The sequence below is a fragment of the Agrococcus casei LMG 22410 genome (assembly GCF_900163565.1).
GTDB lineage: Bacteria > Actinomycetota > Actinomycetes > Actinomycetales > Microbacteriaceae > Agrococcus > Agrococcus casei.
The window spans coordinates 117,757-135,058 of the sequence record NZ_FUHU01000045.1 but is presented as its reverse complement, the minus strand read 5'-3'; the positions used below and the strand labels follow the sequence as shown (position 1 = coordinate 135,058).

Genomic DNA, 17,302 nt, shown 5'->3' with positions numbered 1-17,302 from the left:
ATCCTTCCAGGCCAGCCCTCTCGGCTAGCCACGCTCGATGTCACCAGTTCCTGCACCAGACCCTTGCCGAATAGGAACCCGTCAGGTAGAACCACTCCGGCACGACCGTTTCGTTTCAACCGATATGTGATCAGAGTTATGAAAAGGTCGGCAGTTTCGGAAGAGCGGAAGGCTTGCGGGAAATTGACCTTCACTGAGTCTTGCTCGGTTCCACCGTAGGGTGGGTTCATGGTTACCACGTCAAATTTCTCGTGGTCCTTGAAATCTCGTACGTTGCGTTCTAGTGAGTTTCCGTGGAAGAACTGGGGCTGATCCACGTCATGTAGCAACAGGTTTGTGACACCTAACAGGTAGGGCATCGGCTTTTTCTCGATGCCGTAGACGCTGGCCCGGTAGGCGACACGGTCTTCGACACTTTCGACCTGTCCGTCGAGATGTTTGAGGGTTGAGGTGAGGAACCCTGCGGTACCGGCAGCAAAGTCAGCGACTGTCTCGCCGAGCTTGGGGTTGATCATTTCGATCATGAAGTCAGTGACGGCACGTGGTGTGTAGTATTCGCCAGCGCTACCTGCGCTTTGGAGTTCTTTCAGCAGTGTTTCGTAGATGTCACCGAAAGCATGACGGTCTGCATACTCCTCAAATTTGATCGCATCGATAAGGTTCACTAGTTGACGGATGAGGATCCCGTCTTTCATGTACTGGTTGGAGTCCTCGAACACTGCGCGCACTACTGATTGGCTCAGCGGGGTTTCAGGAGTGATCTGCAGTGCTTTAAGCGCTGGGAATAGCTCCGCGTTTAGGAACGTCAGTAACTCGTCGCCAGTTTTGGAGCGGCCATCTTTAAGATCCGGCGCCCAGGAGCGCCATCGTAGTGCCTCGGGAATGATGGAGTTGTAGTGGGGATTGTGGAACTCCCAGTCAGCTTCTTTTGCGTCATACACCTTGAGGAATAATAGCCAGGTGAGTTGGGCGATGCGTTGGGCGTCGCCGTCGACTCCGGCGTCTCCGCGCATGATTTTGCGGGAGGTGGAAATGAAGGTGTTGAGGCTCATAAGCTTAGGGGCGCTCCTTAGGCGGCTTGGTAGAGGGCTTCTGTTAATTCGTGAACCACTTGAAGGTAGGCATCGCGGCCACCAAAAAGGCTGGCAATGTTCTTAGGCGAGCCGAATTGAGTAAACGGGTCGTTGTTGAGAATCCGGGTGGTCTCGATTTCAGATATACCGATATCTGCGTACTTGTCGAGCAGAGCTTCTAGAACCTGTTCACCCGCACTCGAGTACTTCTGCAGGTAACCGCGTTTTTTCACGTGGTTGATTCGTTCCCGCCTGGTTAACGGTGGTTTATCGTATGCGACATGCAAAATTATGTCGAAGTCATCGATGTAATCGAGCGTGCCGTTAGCTTCTGCCCTGATAGCCTCGAGAAACACTCCACGGCTACTGAGTTGGGTGACGAGTTGGTCTTTGCGTTCGGCAGCAGACCAGGCATGCAGGAAGGAATCTAAGCTGGAGTAGGTGTTCAGCAGGGATTTCTTGGAGAAGTCCCTGATGGACTCAGTCACGAGTTTGCCGGTCGTTGGGTCGACGTATTGGATGCGCTCGTTCAGCAGCTTGACCTCGACTCCGCGCACGCGCACTTTGCCCTCCGGGTCCTCACCTGGGTCGGTGATCCATGGCGGGTCACAGATAATGACCGTGCCACCGGCTGACTCCAAGTCAGGGCCTTCTGTGCCGTCAATTAATTCGTCCTCGTCTGGCCAGACTGGTTCAAGGATTTCACCGTCGTCACCGGGTTCTGGGACAGGCAGTTCAATGATAGATACTGGTGCCCCATCGAAGTCAGGGTCAGCGAAGTGGCGGGTAGAACCACGGAAGTCCATGATCGTGAAGAACTCTTTGCCGTGCTCCGCGTCAAGACGAGTGCCTCGCCCGATGATCTGCTTGAACTCAGTCATTGACCCAATATTGGATTCAAGAACCAGTAGCTTGATGGTCTTGACGTTCACACCGGTTGTCAGCAGCTTTGAAGTGGTTACGACTGTTGGATACTGCTCGTTAACGTCAGCGAAGTTGTCTAGCTGACTCTTACCTTCTTTGTCATCACCCGTGATCTTCATGACGTACCGGTAGTCCTCGACCATGCGTTCAAGATTCTCGTTGGCGAGAGCTTGGCGCATTCGTTCCGCGTGTTCGATATCGACACAGAAGACGATGGTCTTTGAATCAGTGCCATGTTTTTCAAGCCACGATGTGACGTACTTAGCGATCATCTGAGTGCGCTCATCGATGATCAGGTTCCGGTCGTAGTCTTTGACGTTGTATTCGCGATCTTCAACCTCAAGGTCGTTAACATCTACCTGGCCATTACTAGGTCTCCACCCCTCAAGATCGACATTGAGGCCAGCACGAATAACCTTGTAAGGCGCAAGGAAACCATCCTCGATGCCCTGCTTCAAGCTGTAGGTGTAGATAGGCTCGCCGAAATAGTCGATGTTCGATACATCTTTGGTCTCTTTCGGCGTCGCGGTCACACCAATGTGAATGGCGCTCGAGAAGTAATCGAGTACTCGCCGCCACAGCGATTCGTCACGGGCTGAGCCACGGTGACACTCGTCAATGATGATGAGGTCAAAGAATTCTGGTTTGAACTGGCGGAATGGCTCCTCGCCACCTTCACCTGCGAGCTGTTGGTACAAGCTCATGTAAACCTCGTATGAGGAGTCGAGCTGTTTACCCTTAACCTTGGTGATCCGTCCAGAGAGCGGCTCAAAGTCACCGGTGATTGTCTGATCAATCAACACGTTGCGGTCAGCTAAGTACAGCACCCGCTTTACGTTGCCTGCCTTCAGTAGCCGCCAGATGATCTGAAACGCGGTGAAGGTCTTGCCAGTGCCAGTTGCCATCACGAGCAGCTGGCGGCGTTGCCCGTGTGCAACTGCTTCCAGGGTGCGGTCGATTGCAACCTGCTGATAATAGCGAGGCTCCTGCCGATTGAACGGGTCAACGTAGTACGGTTCTGCCACCAGCGCCGCACCATTTTTATCTAAGCCTTTACCAACGAGGTAGCGCTGCCACAACGCTTCCTCGGTTGGGAACTCGTCCATCCCGATTTCTCGCTCGATACCTGTGAAAAAGTCGTGCTCAATGAAACCTTTACCGTTTGACGAATACGCAAACGGGGCATCGAGCTTGGAAGCGTAGCCAAGAGCTTGCTGCATGCCTGCGGTTATCGTGTGCTGCATATCTTTGGCCTCGATGACGGCGAGAGGCTTGCGTGATTTCGAGCCGAGTAGCACGTAGTCGGCCTTGCCGATCTCGCCCCGCTTGGTCTTCGTGCCCTGAACGATAACCTGCCCCGGCGTGATGACCTTCTCCATGAATAGCTGGTCTTTGCGCCACCCCGCGGTCTCAACCAACGCAGGAGTGATGAATCGCTGCTTCACATCTTCTTCAGTGAGTTTTGACATCAGTTTCCCCACCCTTCTTGTTGACGACTTCAGCGCCATCGTGCCACCGATAAAAACAGCGGATAATGTCTTTACGCGGACCACAGAATCGTGACATTGGCTACCGGTCCTCCCGAGTCGAGGCGCCACCCTGGCGCACCCACTCGTCAACTTCGCTCGCCTGAAACTTCCAGAGTCGCCCAACCTTGTGAGCAGGCATATTCCGTGTATTGATCCAGACGTACACGGTGTCTTTGGAAACACTGAGATGGGCGGCGATCTCATCAGCAGATACCCACGGCTCGGTCAAGTTTCCTCCTCGATGGGTCGATGAAATCGACCCGCTATAGCGGATCTTATCGGAGGTAGACCGATCGCACTGGAATCAGCTGGGTCTTTTCCACCGTCCGCACTCATTTGTTACCGAGTGGCACATCCGAGCAGTGTTGCCACGTTTCGCAGTGCGGTCAATCCTTGGGTTGGCTCGGGACCTTGTACCTCGATCTGCAAGACGCGTGGCAGCATCAGAGCGGGGGTTCTTAAGTGTCACCAGTCGGATGCAAGGTTCAGAAACTTCATCGAAGGCAGAGGGCTACTCAGTCGTCTGCGGCAGGTCGTTGGAGAGTGTCGGAGACAAGTACAGTGCCTCTGACTTCTCTGCGAGACACAAAACAACGGTGACGCAAATTTTGCGTCACCGTTCTTCCTACTGTGATCGGAGCATCGCTACGGTTTTTCGCCGGAAACGGAGATCGATCCCATACCTCCAAGGTACGCTCACGTTCCCAATTCGTCCACAGATCTACCGATTGTGATCCGTCCAAGCCCGCTCTGCGGCCTTCCAGCTCCCCTTGGCCGTCCCCAGCAACACGGGGTCGCTGAAGCGGGCAACTTCGTTGAGTACGTCAGCGAAGGCTTCGGGGAGTTCCTTCTGACGATTTACGCGTGTACGCCAGGCACGCCACTTGGGTTGCGCACGCTCGGGCATCTCCGCGAGTGCCGGTAACACTGGAGCGAGGGTGACGCCTCGGTAAGCGGCCACGGCCTCCAACGAGCTTCGGAGAATGTCCGCCTCCACAGAGTGAAGCCGCGTCAGCATGTAGACGTCAGCAAAGTCGCGCCATCGCGTGTTGCCTTCCCCTCGGTCCAACGCCGTAACGATCTTCTCGGCGAGCACCATGGCGAGCGGATAGCCGAGCAGCGTAACCGGCGGTTGATCGAGTGGCACGATGCGCGGCAGCTCGATGAGTTGAGGAGCTGGCCATATGGGGTCACCGAAGTTGACGTCGATCCCGACAGTCAGCCGAGCACGACCGAGGTGACCGACGAGTCGCACGCGCACGCCAGCGTACTCATCAGCATCGCCGTCCCGAATGGCAGATGCGGTGATGCTGTCTGCGTCGAAGGCCACCCCGTCCGACAGTGCGATGGCTGCAATCTCACGGAACCGCCCGGCCACGTCGTCGGCATCATTAGATAGCCCGGTGGCTTGGAGATCGATGTCTTTGGTAGGGCGGCGTGCGGCGAAGGCCGCCAACAGCACTCCGCCTTTGAGTACGAAGTCATCTCGGTGCGGTGACGCGGCAATGCGAGCAAGCAGCGCTTCGAGTACATAGAGGATCTGCAACTCTTGTACGTCTGCGCCGGTCTCACGTGCGAGTTTCTGAATTGCCAGTGTTGCATCACCATCGGGCGTGCCTCGTTGTGGTTTCGGTGTCATAGCAGGATCTCCAGGGTGTTCTGTAGTGCGGGTTTTCCTTTCGGGAAGCTCTTGGCCATGGTGAGCAGTTGGGACGGGCTGTTCCCTTTGACACGGAGCCATCGTTTGAGCGCTTCGATTGCGAGGTCGCTGCCCCAGTCATGGCTGAGGCGGAACAAATCGACGATCGTGCGTTCCGCGGAGTACAGCCCGATCGTCCTTCCACTAGGCAGTGCGTGTTCGGTACGACCAATGTTAAAAGTTGCGGCATCGAAGTGGTGCCAACTGATCGGTGCGCTCCATACGGTCAGTGGCTTTGTGCCCCGCGGGATGGCGATGTTGCTGCGCGTTGGGATCTCGTCTGTGAGGTCATGGATCGAGAGCGCAGTCAGCAAGCAGAGTGTTGCTTGTGGCCGCTTCGTCGCGATTGCCATCCACGCGGCTGTGGTGTCATCCGTTGCACCAGCGCGTAGGAACTGACCGGGTGCGATTCGTTCATATTCCTCGGCGTCGATGAGCCGGTCGAACTGCCTTCGCGTCAACCCCGCGTCTGCGAGATCCTTGTATCCCAGCATGTCTGGCAGCAGTGCAGCATCCATGTTCACCTCCACCCGAATCGAACTAGTTACACATACAGCATATCTGTTACTGTTTCTGATCGCCAGAGCTCCGAACCTCGTCATCCGAATGCTCTCTCCAACAGTCCTGCCGTCGTGGGGTCTACGGTCTCATTGCGGCGGATGTAGTGCTTTATCGTGATCGCTGGGTCGGTGTGGCCGAGCAACTGCGATGCCAGTTCCACGCCCGCGCTTTCGTTGATCGTGGTCGCGACGGTACGCCGAAACTTATGTGGGGTGACACCCTCGATTCCCGCCAGGTTCATGACGTGGCGCAACTGACGACGCACGTTGTTCGTCGTGAGCGGGGTGCCCTCACGAGAGCAGAACAGCAGTGCGTCGGGGTCGATCGTGTCGAGTTGCTTCAATCGAAACTGCACGACCGTCGCGGCAAACCCCGGAAGTTGAATCGTGCGCCGTGACCGCGCGGTCTTCGGGTGATCCTGCCGGGTCGTCGGTTCGCCCTTCGGGCTGATGATCGTTCCTGCAATCCGTACGGACGGCACACTCAAGTCGATATCACGGCGACGAATCGCGAGCACTTCGCCGATGCGCGCCGACGTGCCCAGCATGAGCTCGATGATCGCGCCGAGTTGTCCGTCTGGCTTCGGCCCCGACACCTCTCGTCCGTCCTCCCAATACGTGATCGCCGCACGGATCGCATTGATCTCGTCGGACGTGAACGCGTCCGGCATCCGCACGTCGCGATGCAACCGCGCAACATGGTCAACGGGGTTGCGCAGCAGTACCTCGTGTCGCACGGCCAGCGCGAGCGCGAGTCGCAGCACCACACGCGCGTGCTTCGCTTTCGAATACGAATCTTTCGCAAGCCGTTTCAAGAATTGGTCGCATCGGGCTACACCGATCTCGCGCAACGTCAGATCTTTAAATACGGGCAGCACGAGGGTGCGCATGTCGCGCTCGTACAGTTGCCGGGTGCCGGTCGCTAGCCGGTCCTCCAAGTCGATGTCTTCGAGCCAGTACGCCACCAGATCGGGGAACGGGCTGTCGGCCGTGAGCGATCCCGCACTCGGTGCAATCAGATTGCGGTCGACGCATTTGGCTTTCAGCGCGTGGGTTGCAGCAGCTGCGGTGTCCCCGCTCGCCTGCACGAGCCGGGTGGCGCCATCCCAGTCCCGGTAGCGGGCGCGAGCTTCGATGCGCCCACTCGGGCGACGACGGGTCGTGATCTCGCCGTAGGTACCAATCGTCAGGCGCGGACGGCTCATCGTGTCACCTCCGGGGAGGTTGAGAGGATGCAGCAGGCGCGGGGTCGCGCTGCGCTTCGATCCACTCGGTCACGTCTGTGAAGGCGAACTTGAGGTGTTTGCCGAAGCGGTACGCACGCGGGCCAACGCCGCGCGAGCGCCAGTCGTAAATCGTCGAGACGGGAACGCCGAGATATTCCGAGAGTTCGCGGATATCGAGCAGCGGCGGCAGGTCGGGCAGAGGATGCGGAAGCGGTATTGGGCTGGTCATGCAGACCAGGTGCGCCACACGCTCCGAAGCAACCGAAACTATCCGTAAGCGACCTTCGCGAACCGAGCAAAGCACTGGTCAGAGGGTCATTCAGTAGGGGTTTTAGATGGGTTTTAGATGGCCGGATCAAATCTCACCAACGAAAAATCGCGGAAACCCTTGAGTTTCCGCGATTTTTTGGTCGGGCTGACAGGATTTGAACCTGCGACCCCTTGACCCCCAGTCAAGTGCGCTACCAAGCTGCGCCACAGCCCGCGATGCCAGAAGGCAACTGCACCATTGTAGCCTACGAAACAGGTGCTCGGCACACGGCTGCACCCGCGCATCCGCCCCCATGAAAACGCTACTTCGGCGAGACTTCAGGATTCGGGTAGCTCTGCGGCAGACGCTCGTGAAAGATCGGGTCGTCACAGTCCCAGAGGTAGTCGAGAATCCGCTGCACGTCTCGCGCAGGCTCCACCTCCGCGTACCGCCTGATACCGCCGGCGCGGCGCCTCGAGAACAGCGTCCAGAGCTGCGTGACCTCATCGAACAGCAGGTGCGCGAACACGTAGTAGCGACCGGTGCCCGCCTGATACTCATAGAGCACGACGCGCGAGTCGTGCATCCACGGCAGAAAATGCAGAAACGGCCGAACCTCGGGTGCGGTCATCGAGCGGCACCATCGACCGATGCGCAATGCATCTTCCTCTGAATACAGCATTGCTCAATTATAAGCTCAACTCAGTCTTACAAACAGGCGTCAAAAGACTCACCTGTGCTCTGGTGCAGAGCAATGCATCTGTGTAGAATGCTCGGCTTCAGCTCTCGTCAGCGACCTTGGCGACGAAGCGCGTGATCCGCTCGAGCATTGCTCCACCGCGTCGCTCCAGCTGCGACGGCGTCGTCATGTGCGGGGCAGCACGACGAATGACCATGGGGCACGACAGCGACTCGCATATATAGGTGCCGACACTCGAGCCGGCCAGCCCCTTCTTGCCCGCAAACCGCGCAGTGAACAGCCGCACCTGCGTCGCCGGCTGCGTCGAGTGGCACATCGAGCACATCGCAGCGATGCCGGGCCTGAGGCTGCCAGACGTGCGAACCACGATGCTGACGAGCTCACTCCCCTGCCAGAGACTCACGTATCCGAGCTGCGCCGCCTGCATGTCACGCCAGCCGAGGTACTCGCGCTCCTCCCAGATCGACTCGCGCAGCCCCGGCATCGGCAGCCGTCGCAGCTCGTCGTCTGTCGCGTTGATGAACGATGAACGCAGCTGTTCTTCAGTCACCGGTTGCATGTCTTCCAGTATGTCAACTGCCTCCCACGTACATCCGCCCCCAACTAGACTGGATGAGGCCAAACGAAGGAGCACCCTTGCAGTACGTATCCACCCGCGGCGGCATGACCCCGGCCAGTTTCAGCGATGTGCTCATCGAGGGGCTCGCGCCAGACGGCGGCCTCGTTGTTCCCGAGCGGATGCCCCACCTCGACTTCGACGAGATCGAGAACCTGCGCAAGCTGACCTACCCGCAGCTGGCCGCACAGATTCTGCGGCTCTTCGCGACCGATATCCCCCGCGAGACGCTGAGCGAACTGTGCGAGCGCGCATACTCGAGCGCCAACTTTCCGACCGAGGGTGTCGTGCCGCTGAAGCCGATCGGCGACGACCTCACATTGCTCGGCCTCTCTGAGGGCCCCACACTCGCATTCAAAGACATGGCGATGCAGTTTCTCGGCCAGGCCATCGAGCACGTGCTCGAGCAGCGCGGCGAGCACCTCAACATCGTCGGCGCCACCAGCGGCGACACCGGCAGCGCAGCCGAGTACGCATTCCGCGACAAGCCCAACGTCGCCGTCTTCATGCTCTCGCCACAGGGGCGCATGAGCCCGTTCCAGCGCGCGCAGATGTACTCGCTGACCGAGCCGACCATCCACAACATCGCCATGGAAGGCGTCTTCGACGACGCCCAAGCCCACCTCAAGGCACTCGCAACCGACCTCGAGTTCAAGAAGCGCCACTCGATCGGCGCCGTCAACTCCATCAACCTCGGACGCGTCACCGCCCAGTCTGTCTACTACTTCTGGGCGTACCTTCGTCTGACGGATGCGCTCAGCGACGACCAGCGTGAGTCCTTCGAGTTCTCAGTCACGGTGCCCAGCGGCAACTTCGGCAATATCCTGGCCGGCCACTTCGCCCAGCAGATGGGTGTGCCGATCCGCCGCCTCGTGCTGGCCGCAAACGAGAACAATGTGCTCGACGAGTTCTTCCGCACGGGTGCGTACCGGCCCCGCGCATCCGCCGAGACGCACGCGACGAGCAGCCCCTCCATGGACATCTCGCGCGCCTCGAACATCGAGCGCTTCATCTTCGAGCTGCTGGGGCGCGACCCCGAGAAGCTCAGCGCTGTCTGGAAGCAGCTCGACGACACCGGCGAGCTCGACCTCAGCGAGCACCTCGACGACCTGCACAACAAGTACGGCTTCGCCAGCGGAACAAGCCGTCACGACGACCGCATCGCGACAATCGGCGACGTCTACCGTTCGACTGGTGTGCTGCTCGACCCGCACACGGCCGACGGAGTCAAGGTTGCGCGAGAGCACGTCGAAGCTGGCGTGCCGATGCTCGTTCTCGAGACTGCCAAGCCGGCCAAGTTCGCCGAGATCGTGCGTGAGGCTGCAGGTGTTGCCCCTGAGGTGCCGGCCGAGCTCGCCAAGCTGCTCGACGCACCCCAGCACGTCGTGAAGATGGCCAACGACGAAGAGGCGTTGCGCGCGTACATTGCCGAGAATGCGCTGAGCTGATCTGGGTCGGGCTTGGCTGGGTCGGGCTTGGCTGAGCCCGTGACGCCGCCCGCGTCACGAGAAACCGCAATGTCACCAGGAACCGCAGAACCTGCGGCTTCTGGTGCACAAGCGTGCGCTTTCCGGCATCTCGTGCACCGCAATTCTCGCCGGATCTGACGCGTCCTCCTCATCGAATGCAGAACAGGCACGTTCGCACTGCTCTTGACAGGCCGCGCGCAACGCGCTTCGCCCCGGTGGCACACTCGTGTTCGAGGCCAGACGACCAGAGGATCGCGCTTGGGAGCGGTGGACGAAGGCTGCCAGCCACCGAGTCGTGCAGGTTCCAGGAGTCGGAGACGTCGAAGACTTGGTACAGGTCACACATGAAGACGGCGAGCTCGTGACCTTCGACTCCCCCACAGTCTTTGTGGCCGATGGCGAGCGTGGCTGCACATCGCACGGCGAACGGCAGATTCCTAGAGCAGTCACCGACTGCCTTTCGGTTGCTCTCCACAGGATTTCTTTTCCACAGGGGCCGATTCTCGGATCTCGTGTCAGTAGTGCGTAGTAGATTCGTTCTAACGAAGGAGGTGAGCATGAGCACCGCAACCGCGATTCAGCAACTGACCGCTGAGGCTGCCCAGGTGTTCGACGCCGCCTTCGACGACTTCAGCTCATGCTCCACCGGTGACCGGTTCGCGACCCTCAACGCGATGACGGAGTTCGCGTTGCAGCATCAGGCGCATCTGGCCAGGTTTGCGCAGGTGCTTGAACACTCCGGCTCGACACTGTCGAGTGTCGCGAAAGACCTCCGGTACTCATCGACAGCAACATTGCTTCAGCATGAAGTCGGGTTCGCGAAGGGGCAGGCAGACGCCTACGTGCGACTCGGCAAGCTGTTGCAGCACCGCGAATACCCGGTGCTTGCCGAAGCCATCGAAGCAGGCACGGTGTCGTCCCAGCAGGCGATCATCATCACGCGCGAGTTCGACCGGCAGCGCAATCACTACGACGCCGAGTTCCTTGCTGTCGCTGATCGCAGCGCGGTCGCGTTCGCCGAGGGGCAAGACTCCAGTCAGCCCTGGAGCCCCGAATCCCTGCGCGACAGCATCCGCGGCTGGTTCGCCGTGCACGATCCTGAGCAGGTCGAGCTGCAGGCTGCACAGCAGCAGGCACGTCGCGAATGCTCCGCGTGGGTGCAAGACGACGGCATGGTCGCCCTCAACGCGCTGCTCACGGCAACCGATGGTGCGGCGGTGAAGCAGTTCCTCGACGCCAACGCCGCACCCCGCACCCGCCTCTCAGCACCCGAAGGCAACCCTGAGATCGACATGCGCACCCGCAAGCAGAAGATGGCCGACGCCCTCGTCCGCGCCTTCACCACCGCCGCAAAGACCAAAGACTCCAGCACCCAAGGCGGAGCAGCACCGACGCTGCTCGTCACCGTGCCCGTCAGTGAAGTCCACAAGTTCGCAGACCGTGCACCCGCACTCGCACGCGTCAGCCGCACGCAGGAGTTCGTACCGGTCGCAGAGGTCTCACGCATCATCTGCAATGGCGCCGTACAGGCGGCCATCACCGACGACACCGGCAACGTCCTCAAGCTCGGCCGGTCACAGCGGTTGTTCTCGCCCTCGCAACGCAAGGCACTGAACGTCGCATACCCCACTTGTGCGACAGACGGATGCACGATCCCGTCAGTCTGGACAGAAGCGCACCACATACAACACTGGTCAGCCGGCGGCAGAACCGACCTCGACAACGGCGTCAACCTCTGCAACTTCCACCACCATCAAGTGCATCTCGAACGCCTGAAGATGACCCAGGATCCCGAAACCCAGAAATGGAAAGCAGTCAGGGCAATCCGAAGATGATGCCCGACCGTTGATGCCACCCGTGACGCCCGGCCGCGTCACGAGAAGCCGCAATGTAAGCAGAAACCGCAGAAGCTGCGGCTTCTGGTGCACGGATGCGCCAATTGCGGTTTCCCGTGCACCTACAGCCAGCGCATGGTCCCGCAGTGCGTGCCGGTTCTTCGAAGACGACGCCCGAAGAACACGATGCCCCTCAGATGTGCCCACCTCGTGCCGCAAGCACGGCACGTCCGCGCGCCGTCTTCGGAAACATCGCCATGACCCGCTGCAGCCCATCCGCGTCTTCACTCGCACCGAACGCCATCGTGTTCGGTTCGAGCATCACGCCCTGCCGCAGCGCACCGATCGGCAGCGGGTCGAACCCGAACGAGTCGACCACCCGGCCGACACGAGCCACAGCATCAGCATCGTCACCCGCAATTGCCACAGCGATGCGGTCGGGCGACCCGGCATCAGCCCAGAGGTCTTCGACGTCGTGGTATCCGACGTGGTTGAACGCTTTGACGACCCGCGCATCCGAGAATGTGCTCTGCACGATCTCGCTCGTCGACGTCAGCGGGTCGGCATACTCGTCGCGAATGCCGTCGCTCTCCCACCAGTAGTTCATCGCATCGACGACGACCTTGCCAGCGAGCGCCGAAGCCGGCAGCACACCATGCTGCGCAAGCGGCAGAGCCAGAATCACGACATCGGCCGCCTCGATCACCTCGTCGACCGTCCCGGCTTCAGCACCGGGCACAGCGAGCTGCAAGTGCCCGCGAATCGCCCCAGCATCTCCGCTGCCAGCCATGAGCGTGCGGTGCCCCGCAGCAACCGATCGCTGCCCAAGAGCTTTGCCGAGCTTGCCAGCACCGATGATGCCGATCACGTCGAGAGAATCTGCAGCGGCCATATGGCACAAGTCTAGTCTCGGGCGTATCGTGACCGACATGAAGGCAACCGAAGTGCTCATCGACCTCGCATCCCGCCCCATCGACGCCGCCGAGCGACTGCGACCCAAGCTCTCGCCCACAACGCTGAACGCACATCCGCAGAACCACGACAACTCCGTCGCATGGCTGTTCTGGCACTCTGCACGAGAGATCGATGCCCAGACCGCTGACCTCGCCGGCACCGACCAGATCTGGCACGCAAACGGCTTCGACAAGCGCTTCGACCTCGGCCCCGCATCAGACACCATCGGCTACGGCCACACAGCCGAGGAGGCCCGCGCCATCACGACTGATGACGCAGACCTCCTGCTGGCATACCTCAGAGAGTCGACGGATGCACTGGTCGCCTACGTGCAGACCCTCAGCGATGCAGACCTCGACGATGTCATTGACGAATCCTGGGATCCGCCAGTGACACGAGGCGTGCGAATTGCCAGCATCATCGACGACGCGGCCCAGCACATTGGCCAGGCCGCGTACGTCTTGGGGATGCCGCTCTAGCGACTCACGCGCGCAAGGAACTCCTTGGTGCGCTCGTGCTGCGGGTTGTTGATCATCTCGTTGGGCTCACCCATCTCGACGATGACGCCCTTGTCCATGAACACGACCTTGTCGGCCACTTCACGGGCGAACGTCATCTAGTGCGTGACGACGACCATCGTCATGCCCGAGTCTGCAAGGTCACGCATGACCTGCAGCACCTCACCGACGAGCTCAGGGTCGAGCGCGCTGGTCGGCTCATCGAAGAGCATGACCTTCGGGTCCATGGCAAGCGCACGGGCAATCGCCACACGCTGCTGCTGACCGCCTGAGAGCTGAGAAGGATAGTTGCGAAGCCGGTCGCCCAGCCCCACCTTCTCGAGCAGCGCAGTCGCCTTCTCGCGAGCCTTCGCCTTCGACAGGCCCTTGAGCCGCATCGGAGCGTGCATGACATTCTCGAGCGCAGTCATGTGACAGAACAGGTTGAATGCCTGGAAGACCATGCCGACGCTCTCGCGACGCTTGTTGATCTCCTTCTCGCTCGCCTCGACCAGCTGGTCGTTCTTGACGTTGTATCCCATCATCTGACCGTCGACGAGGATTGCGCCTGCTGTCGGCGTCTCGAGGTGGTTCACACAGCGCAAGAGCGTCGACTTGCCCGACCCCGACGCACCGATGAGGCACACGACCGTGGCATCTTCGACCGTAAGGTTGATGCCCTTGAGCACCTCCAGGTCATCGAACGACTTGTGCACATTCAGAGAGTTGACCTTTGACATCAGCGGACTCCCTTCTGAACGGCAGCGGACGATCCGCGCGAGAATCGCTTCTCAAGCAGTGACTGGAAGTACGTCAGGATCGTCGTGAACAGGATGTACCAGAAGCACGTGACGATCAGCAGCGGAATCTGCTCGAGGTTGCGAGCGTAGATCTGCTGTGCGTTGTACAGCAGATCGCTCACACCGATCACAGACACCAGAGACGTGGTCTTCAGCATCGAGATGACGTTGTTGCCCACGGGCGGAATGATGACTTTCATTGCCTGGGGCAGCACCACGTGACGCAGCGTCGACCCAGTGCTGAATCCGAGCGCCCGCGAAGCCTCTGCCTGCCCGTGAGGAACAGCCAGGATGCCGCCACGAACGATCTCAGCCATGTACGCCGCTTCGTTGAGTCCGAGTCCGAGAACCGCAGCCGTGAACAGTGAGATCACGAGGTTCGTGTCAAGACTGATCCACGGATCAACGAACGGGATGCCGATCATCAGCTGCGGGAAGAGTGCTCCAGCAAAGCCCCAGAACAGCAGCTGCACCAGCAGCGGTGTTCCACGGAAGAACCAGACGTATGCTCCAGCGACTCCGCGAATGAGCCAGTTCGGCGACATTCGCATGACGGCAAGCAGCAGACCGAGTACAAAGCCGATGATCATCGAGTACAGCGTGAGCTGCAGCATGACCCCGACACCGCCGAAGATGCGCACATCGAACAGATACTGCGCAACGATCGGCCAGTTGAAGTTCTCGTTGGTGAGAACGATCACGATGGCCACGAAGATGAAGTAGGCCACCACGATCATGCCGATGATCTGCCCGATTCTCGGGCGTCGCTTGATCGGCTTCTCGGTCAGTGCGAGGAAGTCTGTCGACACCGACGTTGTCGGCGGTGTCGACTCATCTGGAAGAACCGTCATGCCGCTTACTCTGTGGAGTTGATCGCGGGTGCGTCGAGCATGCTGTCCTGCAGCTCCCATGCCTCGAAGATCTTGGCGTAGGTGCCGTCATCGATGATCGACTGGAAGGCAGCCTCGAATGCGAGCGTCAGCGTCTCGCCCTCAGGCTTCTGCGGAACAGCGACACCGATGGGTGCCGGGTCGAGCAGGATGCCGTCGATGAACTCGAAGGCGTCGGGCTGCAGCTGTGCGTAGTACGAGATCAGCGCGTTGTCTGCGACGACTGCGTCAGCACGACCCGAAGCGAGAGCCTGGTTGGCGTTGTCCTGTGCGGGCATGATCATGAGGTCGATCGGTTCGTCGCAGGTCTCGTCGATCGCCGGCAGGATCTCAAGAGCCTGCGTCGTGCCGCTCTGCACTGCAATCGACTTGCCGCAGAGGTCGCTTTCGCTGGCAATCTCGGAGGGGTTGCCCGAAGCGACCATGATCGCCGAGCCAGACGAGAAGTACGACACCATGTCGACAGCCTCGAGTCGCTCGTCGGTAACCGAGAACGATGAGAACGTCGCATCGTAGCGATCGGCTTCGATACCGGCCAGGATGCCGTCGAAGGTCACCGTCGACCACTCGATCTCAAGTCCCATGGCGTTGACTGCTGCGATTGCGATGTCAGAGTCGAGACCAACGATGTCGCCGTTCTCATCGGTGAAGTCCATCGGCGCGTATGTGGGGTCAGTCACGATGCGGATCTTGCCGGCATCGAGCAGTGCCTGAGGCACGAGCGCCTCGACGTCGGCGTTGACCTCCACTGCTTCGGCTGCATCGCGGCCTGCCGTGGGGATCTCGTCGACCGAAGACTCACCGTCAGAGCCAGCGGGAGGCTCCTCAGTGTTTGACGTGCAGGATACGACTCCCACAGACAATGCGATGGCGCCGAACACGGCTGCCACCTTGGTCAGGGACTTGTTCATTGAGGTGTCTGCTTCAGGAAGAGCCGTGGTTGCCAGCCTTTGCCAACCGAGCCCGTGGTTCATAGTCTGGATATCTCACTTGAAAACGTCAAGTTTTGCAGGTATGTTGCGCCTAGAAGGTTACATAAGCGTTATGACCGCCATTCCCCACACTTCGCACGCAAGGAGTTTGCACACGCATGGAGCACCGTTACACCTACGCGGATCGCGCTGAGTTCTTCCGTCCCTCACCGGTGAGGAGCGTCTGGGATGTCTCGATGCAGCCCGGCATGATCTCTTTCGCAGGCGGCAACCCTGACCTCTCCATCCTCCCGCTCGATGAGCTCGGCAAGGCCGCCCAGCGAATCATCACGGAACGAGGAACGGATGCCCTGCAGTACGGTGCCGGAGCGGGCCTCCCGTCGCTGCGCACCAAGTTCACGGAGCTCATGGAGTCCGGCGGCGTGCACGACATCGACGCCGATGACGTCATGGTCACCCCTGGCTCGCAGATGGGCATCAACCTCACCACGACTCTGCTGTGCAACCCGCACGATGTGATCCTCGCCGAGGGCCCGACCTACGTCGGCGCAATCGGATCGTTCCTCGGCCACGAAGCCGATATCCGCCACGTCATGTGCGACGACGACGGCCTTGTTCCTGAGGCACTCATCGAAGCGATCCAGAAGGCTCGCGCCGACGGCAAGCGCATCGCATTCCTCTACACGATCCCCAACTTCTCGAACCCGACGGGCATCCGCCTCTCGGTCGAGCGTCGCCAGCAGATCGTCGAGATCTGCCGCACCGAGGGCGTCCAGATCGTCGAAGACGATCCCTACGGCATCCTGTCGTTCGACGGCACCATGCTGCCCTCGATGCGATCGATGGACGACAGCGTCATCTACCTCGGCTCAGTCAGCAAGATCTTCTCCCCCGGCCTTCGCATCGGCTGGACGGTTGCACCGCCCGAGTTCCACCAGCGCATGCTGCTCGCCAGCGAAGCGAGCGCACTCATGGCCGGCGTTCTGAGCCAGGAGCTCACCTACGAGTACCTCGAGCACATGGACTGGCGCACACACGTGCAGTCGGGCATCTCGCGCTACAAGGCCCGCGCCGAAGCACTCGTGGCCGGCCTCGAAGAGACCATGCCCGAAGGCGTCACCTGGACCACCCCCAAGGGCGGCTTCTTCACGTGGCTCACACTGCCCGAAGGCACCGACTCCGACGAGGTGCTCGCAAAGGCAATCGAGAAGAAGGTCGTCTTCATCTCCGGCCCCGGATTCTTCGCCGACGGCCAGGGCAAGCGCAACCTGCGACTCTCGTACTCGCGCGTCTCAGAAGACGACATCCGCGAGGGCACGAGTCGACTCGCTGAGGTGTTGTCGTAGAA

General features: G+C 60.0%; 16 protein-coding genes, 1 tRNA gene and 1 pseudogene. 4 read left to right on the top strand and 14 right to left on the bottom strand.

Features of this window, described 5'->3' with window-relative positions:
* From CZ674_RS12885 to CZ674_RS12840, 10 genes are all read right to left on the bottom strand, one after another.
* The coding region (locus CZ674_RS12885) for a class I SAM-dependent DNA methyltransferase (RefSeq protein WP_200810111.1) at positions 1 to 1,052 on the bottom strand (1,052 nt) is incomplete at its 3' end.
* A 17-nt stretch (positions 1,053 to 1,069) separates the two neighbouring features.
* A complete protein-coding gene (gene hsdR / locus CZ674_RS12880) occupies positions 1,070 to 3,466 on the bottom strand; it encodes an EcoAI/FtnUII family type I restriction enzme subunit R (protein ID WP_086992916.1) in 2,397 nt (798 codons plus the stop codon).
* 100 nt (positions 3,467 to 3,566) lie between these two features.
* Positions 3,567 to 3,755, bottom strand: coding sequence for a helix-turn-helix domain-containing protein (locus tag CZ674_RS12875; protein ID WP_086992915.1), 189 nt, complete (start codon positions 3,753 to 3,755; stop codon positions 3,567 to 3,569).
* Between the two features lie 492 nt (positions 3,756 to 4,247).
* Positions 4,248 to 5,165: a nucleotidyl transferase AbiEii/AbiGii toxin family protein gene (locus CZ674_RS12870; RefSeq protein WP_086992914.1), complete on the bottom strand. Its 918-nt coding sequence runs from the start codon at positions 5,163 to 5,165 to the stop codon at positions 4,248 to 4,250.
* The gene (locus CZ674_RS12865; RefSeq protein WP_234988589.1) at positions 5,162 to 5,743 is read right to left on the bottom strand and encodes a type IV toxin-antitoxin system AbiEi family antitoxin domain-containing protein; all 582 of its coding nucleotides are present in this window, start codon (positions 5,741 to 5,743) and stop codon (positions 5,162 to 5,164) included. The genes CZ674_RS12870 and CZ674_RS12865 overlap by 4 nt, the downstream gene beginning before the upstream one ends.
* A gap of 80 nt (positions 5,744 to 5,823) precedes the next feature.
* Positions 5,824 to 6,990, bottom strand: coding sequence for a tyrosine-type recombinase/integrase (locus tag CZ674_RS12860; RefSeq protein WP_086992913.1), 1,167 nt, complete (start codon positions 6,988 to 6,990; stop codon positions 5,824 to 5,826).
* A gap of 4 nt (positions 6,991 to 6,994) precedes the next feature.
* Complete coding sequence (locus CZ674_RS12855; RefSeq protein ID WP_234988588.1) at positions 6,995 to 7,258, bottom strand: helix-turn-helix domain-containing protein; 264 nt, start codon at positions 7,256 to 7,258, stop codon at positions 6,995 to 6,997.
* Positions 7,259 to 7,418: 160 nt separating this feature from the next.
* Positions 7,419 to 7,495 (bottom strand) — tRNA-Pro (locus CZ674_RS12850).
* Positions 7,496 to 7,583: 88 nt separating this feature from the next.
* Positions 7,584 to 7,943 carry a DUF3024 domain-containing protein gene (locus tag CZ674_RS12845; protein WP_086992911.1) on the bottom strand — a complete coding sequence of 120 codons (360 nt, stop codon included), beginning with the start codon at positions 7,941 to 7,943 and terminating at the stop codon, positions 7,584 to 7,586.
* A gap of 97 nt (positions 7,944 to 8,040) precedes the next feature.
* Positions 8,041 to 8,520, bottom strand: coding sequence for an FBP domain-containing protein (locus CZ674_RS12840; RefSeq protein ID WP_086992910.1), 480 nt, complete (start codon positions 8,518 to 8,520; stop codon positions 8,041 to 8,043).
* 77 nt (positions 8,521 to 8,597) lie between these two features.
* Here CZ674_RS12840 and thrC point away from each other — a divergent pair, with 77 nt between their 5' ends.
* Positions 8,598 to 10,025 (top strand): threonine synthase, encoded by a 1,428-nt coding sequence (gene thrC / locus CZ674_RS12835; RefSeq protein ID WP_086992909.1) that lies wholly within the window; start codon positions 8,598 to 8,600, stop codon positions 10,023 to 10,025.
* 578 nt (positions 10,026 to 10,603) lie between these two features.
* A complete protein-coding gene (locus CZ674_RS12825) occupies positions 10,604 to 11,881 on the top strand; it encodes an HNH endonuclease signature motif containing protein (RefSeq protein WP_159456997.1) in 1,278 nt (425 codons plus the stop codon).
* A 193-nt stretch (positions 11,882 to 12,074) separates the two neighbouring features.
* On the opposite strand, the gene CZ674_RS12820 is transcribed toward CZ674_RS12825, so the two are convergent.
* Positions 12,075 to 12,773, bottom strand: coding sequence for an NADPH-dependent F420 reductase (locus CZ674_RS12820; RefSeq protein WP_234988587.1), 699 nt, complete (start codon positions 12,771 to 12,773; stop codon positions 12,075 to 12,077).
* A 37-nt stretch (positions 12,774 to 12,810) separates the two neighbouring features.
* On the opposite strand from CZ674_RS12820, the gene CZ674_RS12815 reads away from it, so the two are divergent.
* Positions 12,811 to 13,314 (top strand): mycothiol transferase, encoded by a 504-nt coding sequence (locus CZ674_RS12815; RefSeq protein WP_086992926.1) that lies wholly within the window; start codon positions 12,811 to 12,813, stop codon positions 13,312 to 13,314.
* Here the strand turns inward: CZ674_RS12815 and CZ674_RS12810 are convergent.
* The 3 genes and pseudogenes from CZ674_RS12810 to CZ674_RS12800 all read right to left on the bottom strand — a co-directional run bounded on the left by CZ674_RS12810 (position 13,311) and on the right by CZ674_RS12800 (position 15,933).
* A pseudogene (locus CZ674_RS12810) lies at positions 13,311 to 14,072 on the bottom strand (amino acid ABC transporter ATP-binding protein). The gene CZ674_RS12815 and the pseudogene CZ674_RS12810 overlap by 4 nt on opposite strands.
* The gene (locus tag CZ674_RS12805; RefSeq protein WP_234988586.1) at positions 14,072 to 14,983 is read right to left on the bottom strand and encodes an amino acid ABC transporter permease; all 912 of its coding nucleotides are present in this window, start codon (positions 14,981 to 14,983) and stop codon (positions 14,072 to 14,074) included. Before CZ674_RS12805 ends, CZ674_RS12810 begins: the two are co-directional and overlap by 1 nt.
* Before the next feature lie 5 nt (positions 14,984 to 14,988).
* Positions 14,989 to 15,933, bottom strand: coding sequence for an ABC transporter substrate-binding protein (locus CZ674_RS12800; RefSeq protein WP_159456996.1), 945 nt, complete (start codon positions 15,931 to 15,933; stop codon positions 14,989 to 14,991).
* 179 nt (positions 15,934 to 16,112) lie between these two features.
* Here CZ674_RS12800 and CZ674_RS12795 point away from each other — a divergent pair, with 179 nt between their 5' ends.
* Positions 16,113 to 17,300, top strand: coding sequence for an aminotransferase-like domain-containing protein (locus tag CZ674_RS12795; protein ID WP_234988585.1), 1,188 nt, complete (start codon positions 16,113 to 16,115; stop codon positions 17,298 to 17,300).
* Positions 17,301 to 17,302 lie beyond the last annotated feature (2 nt).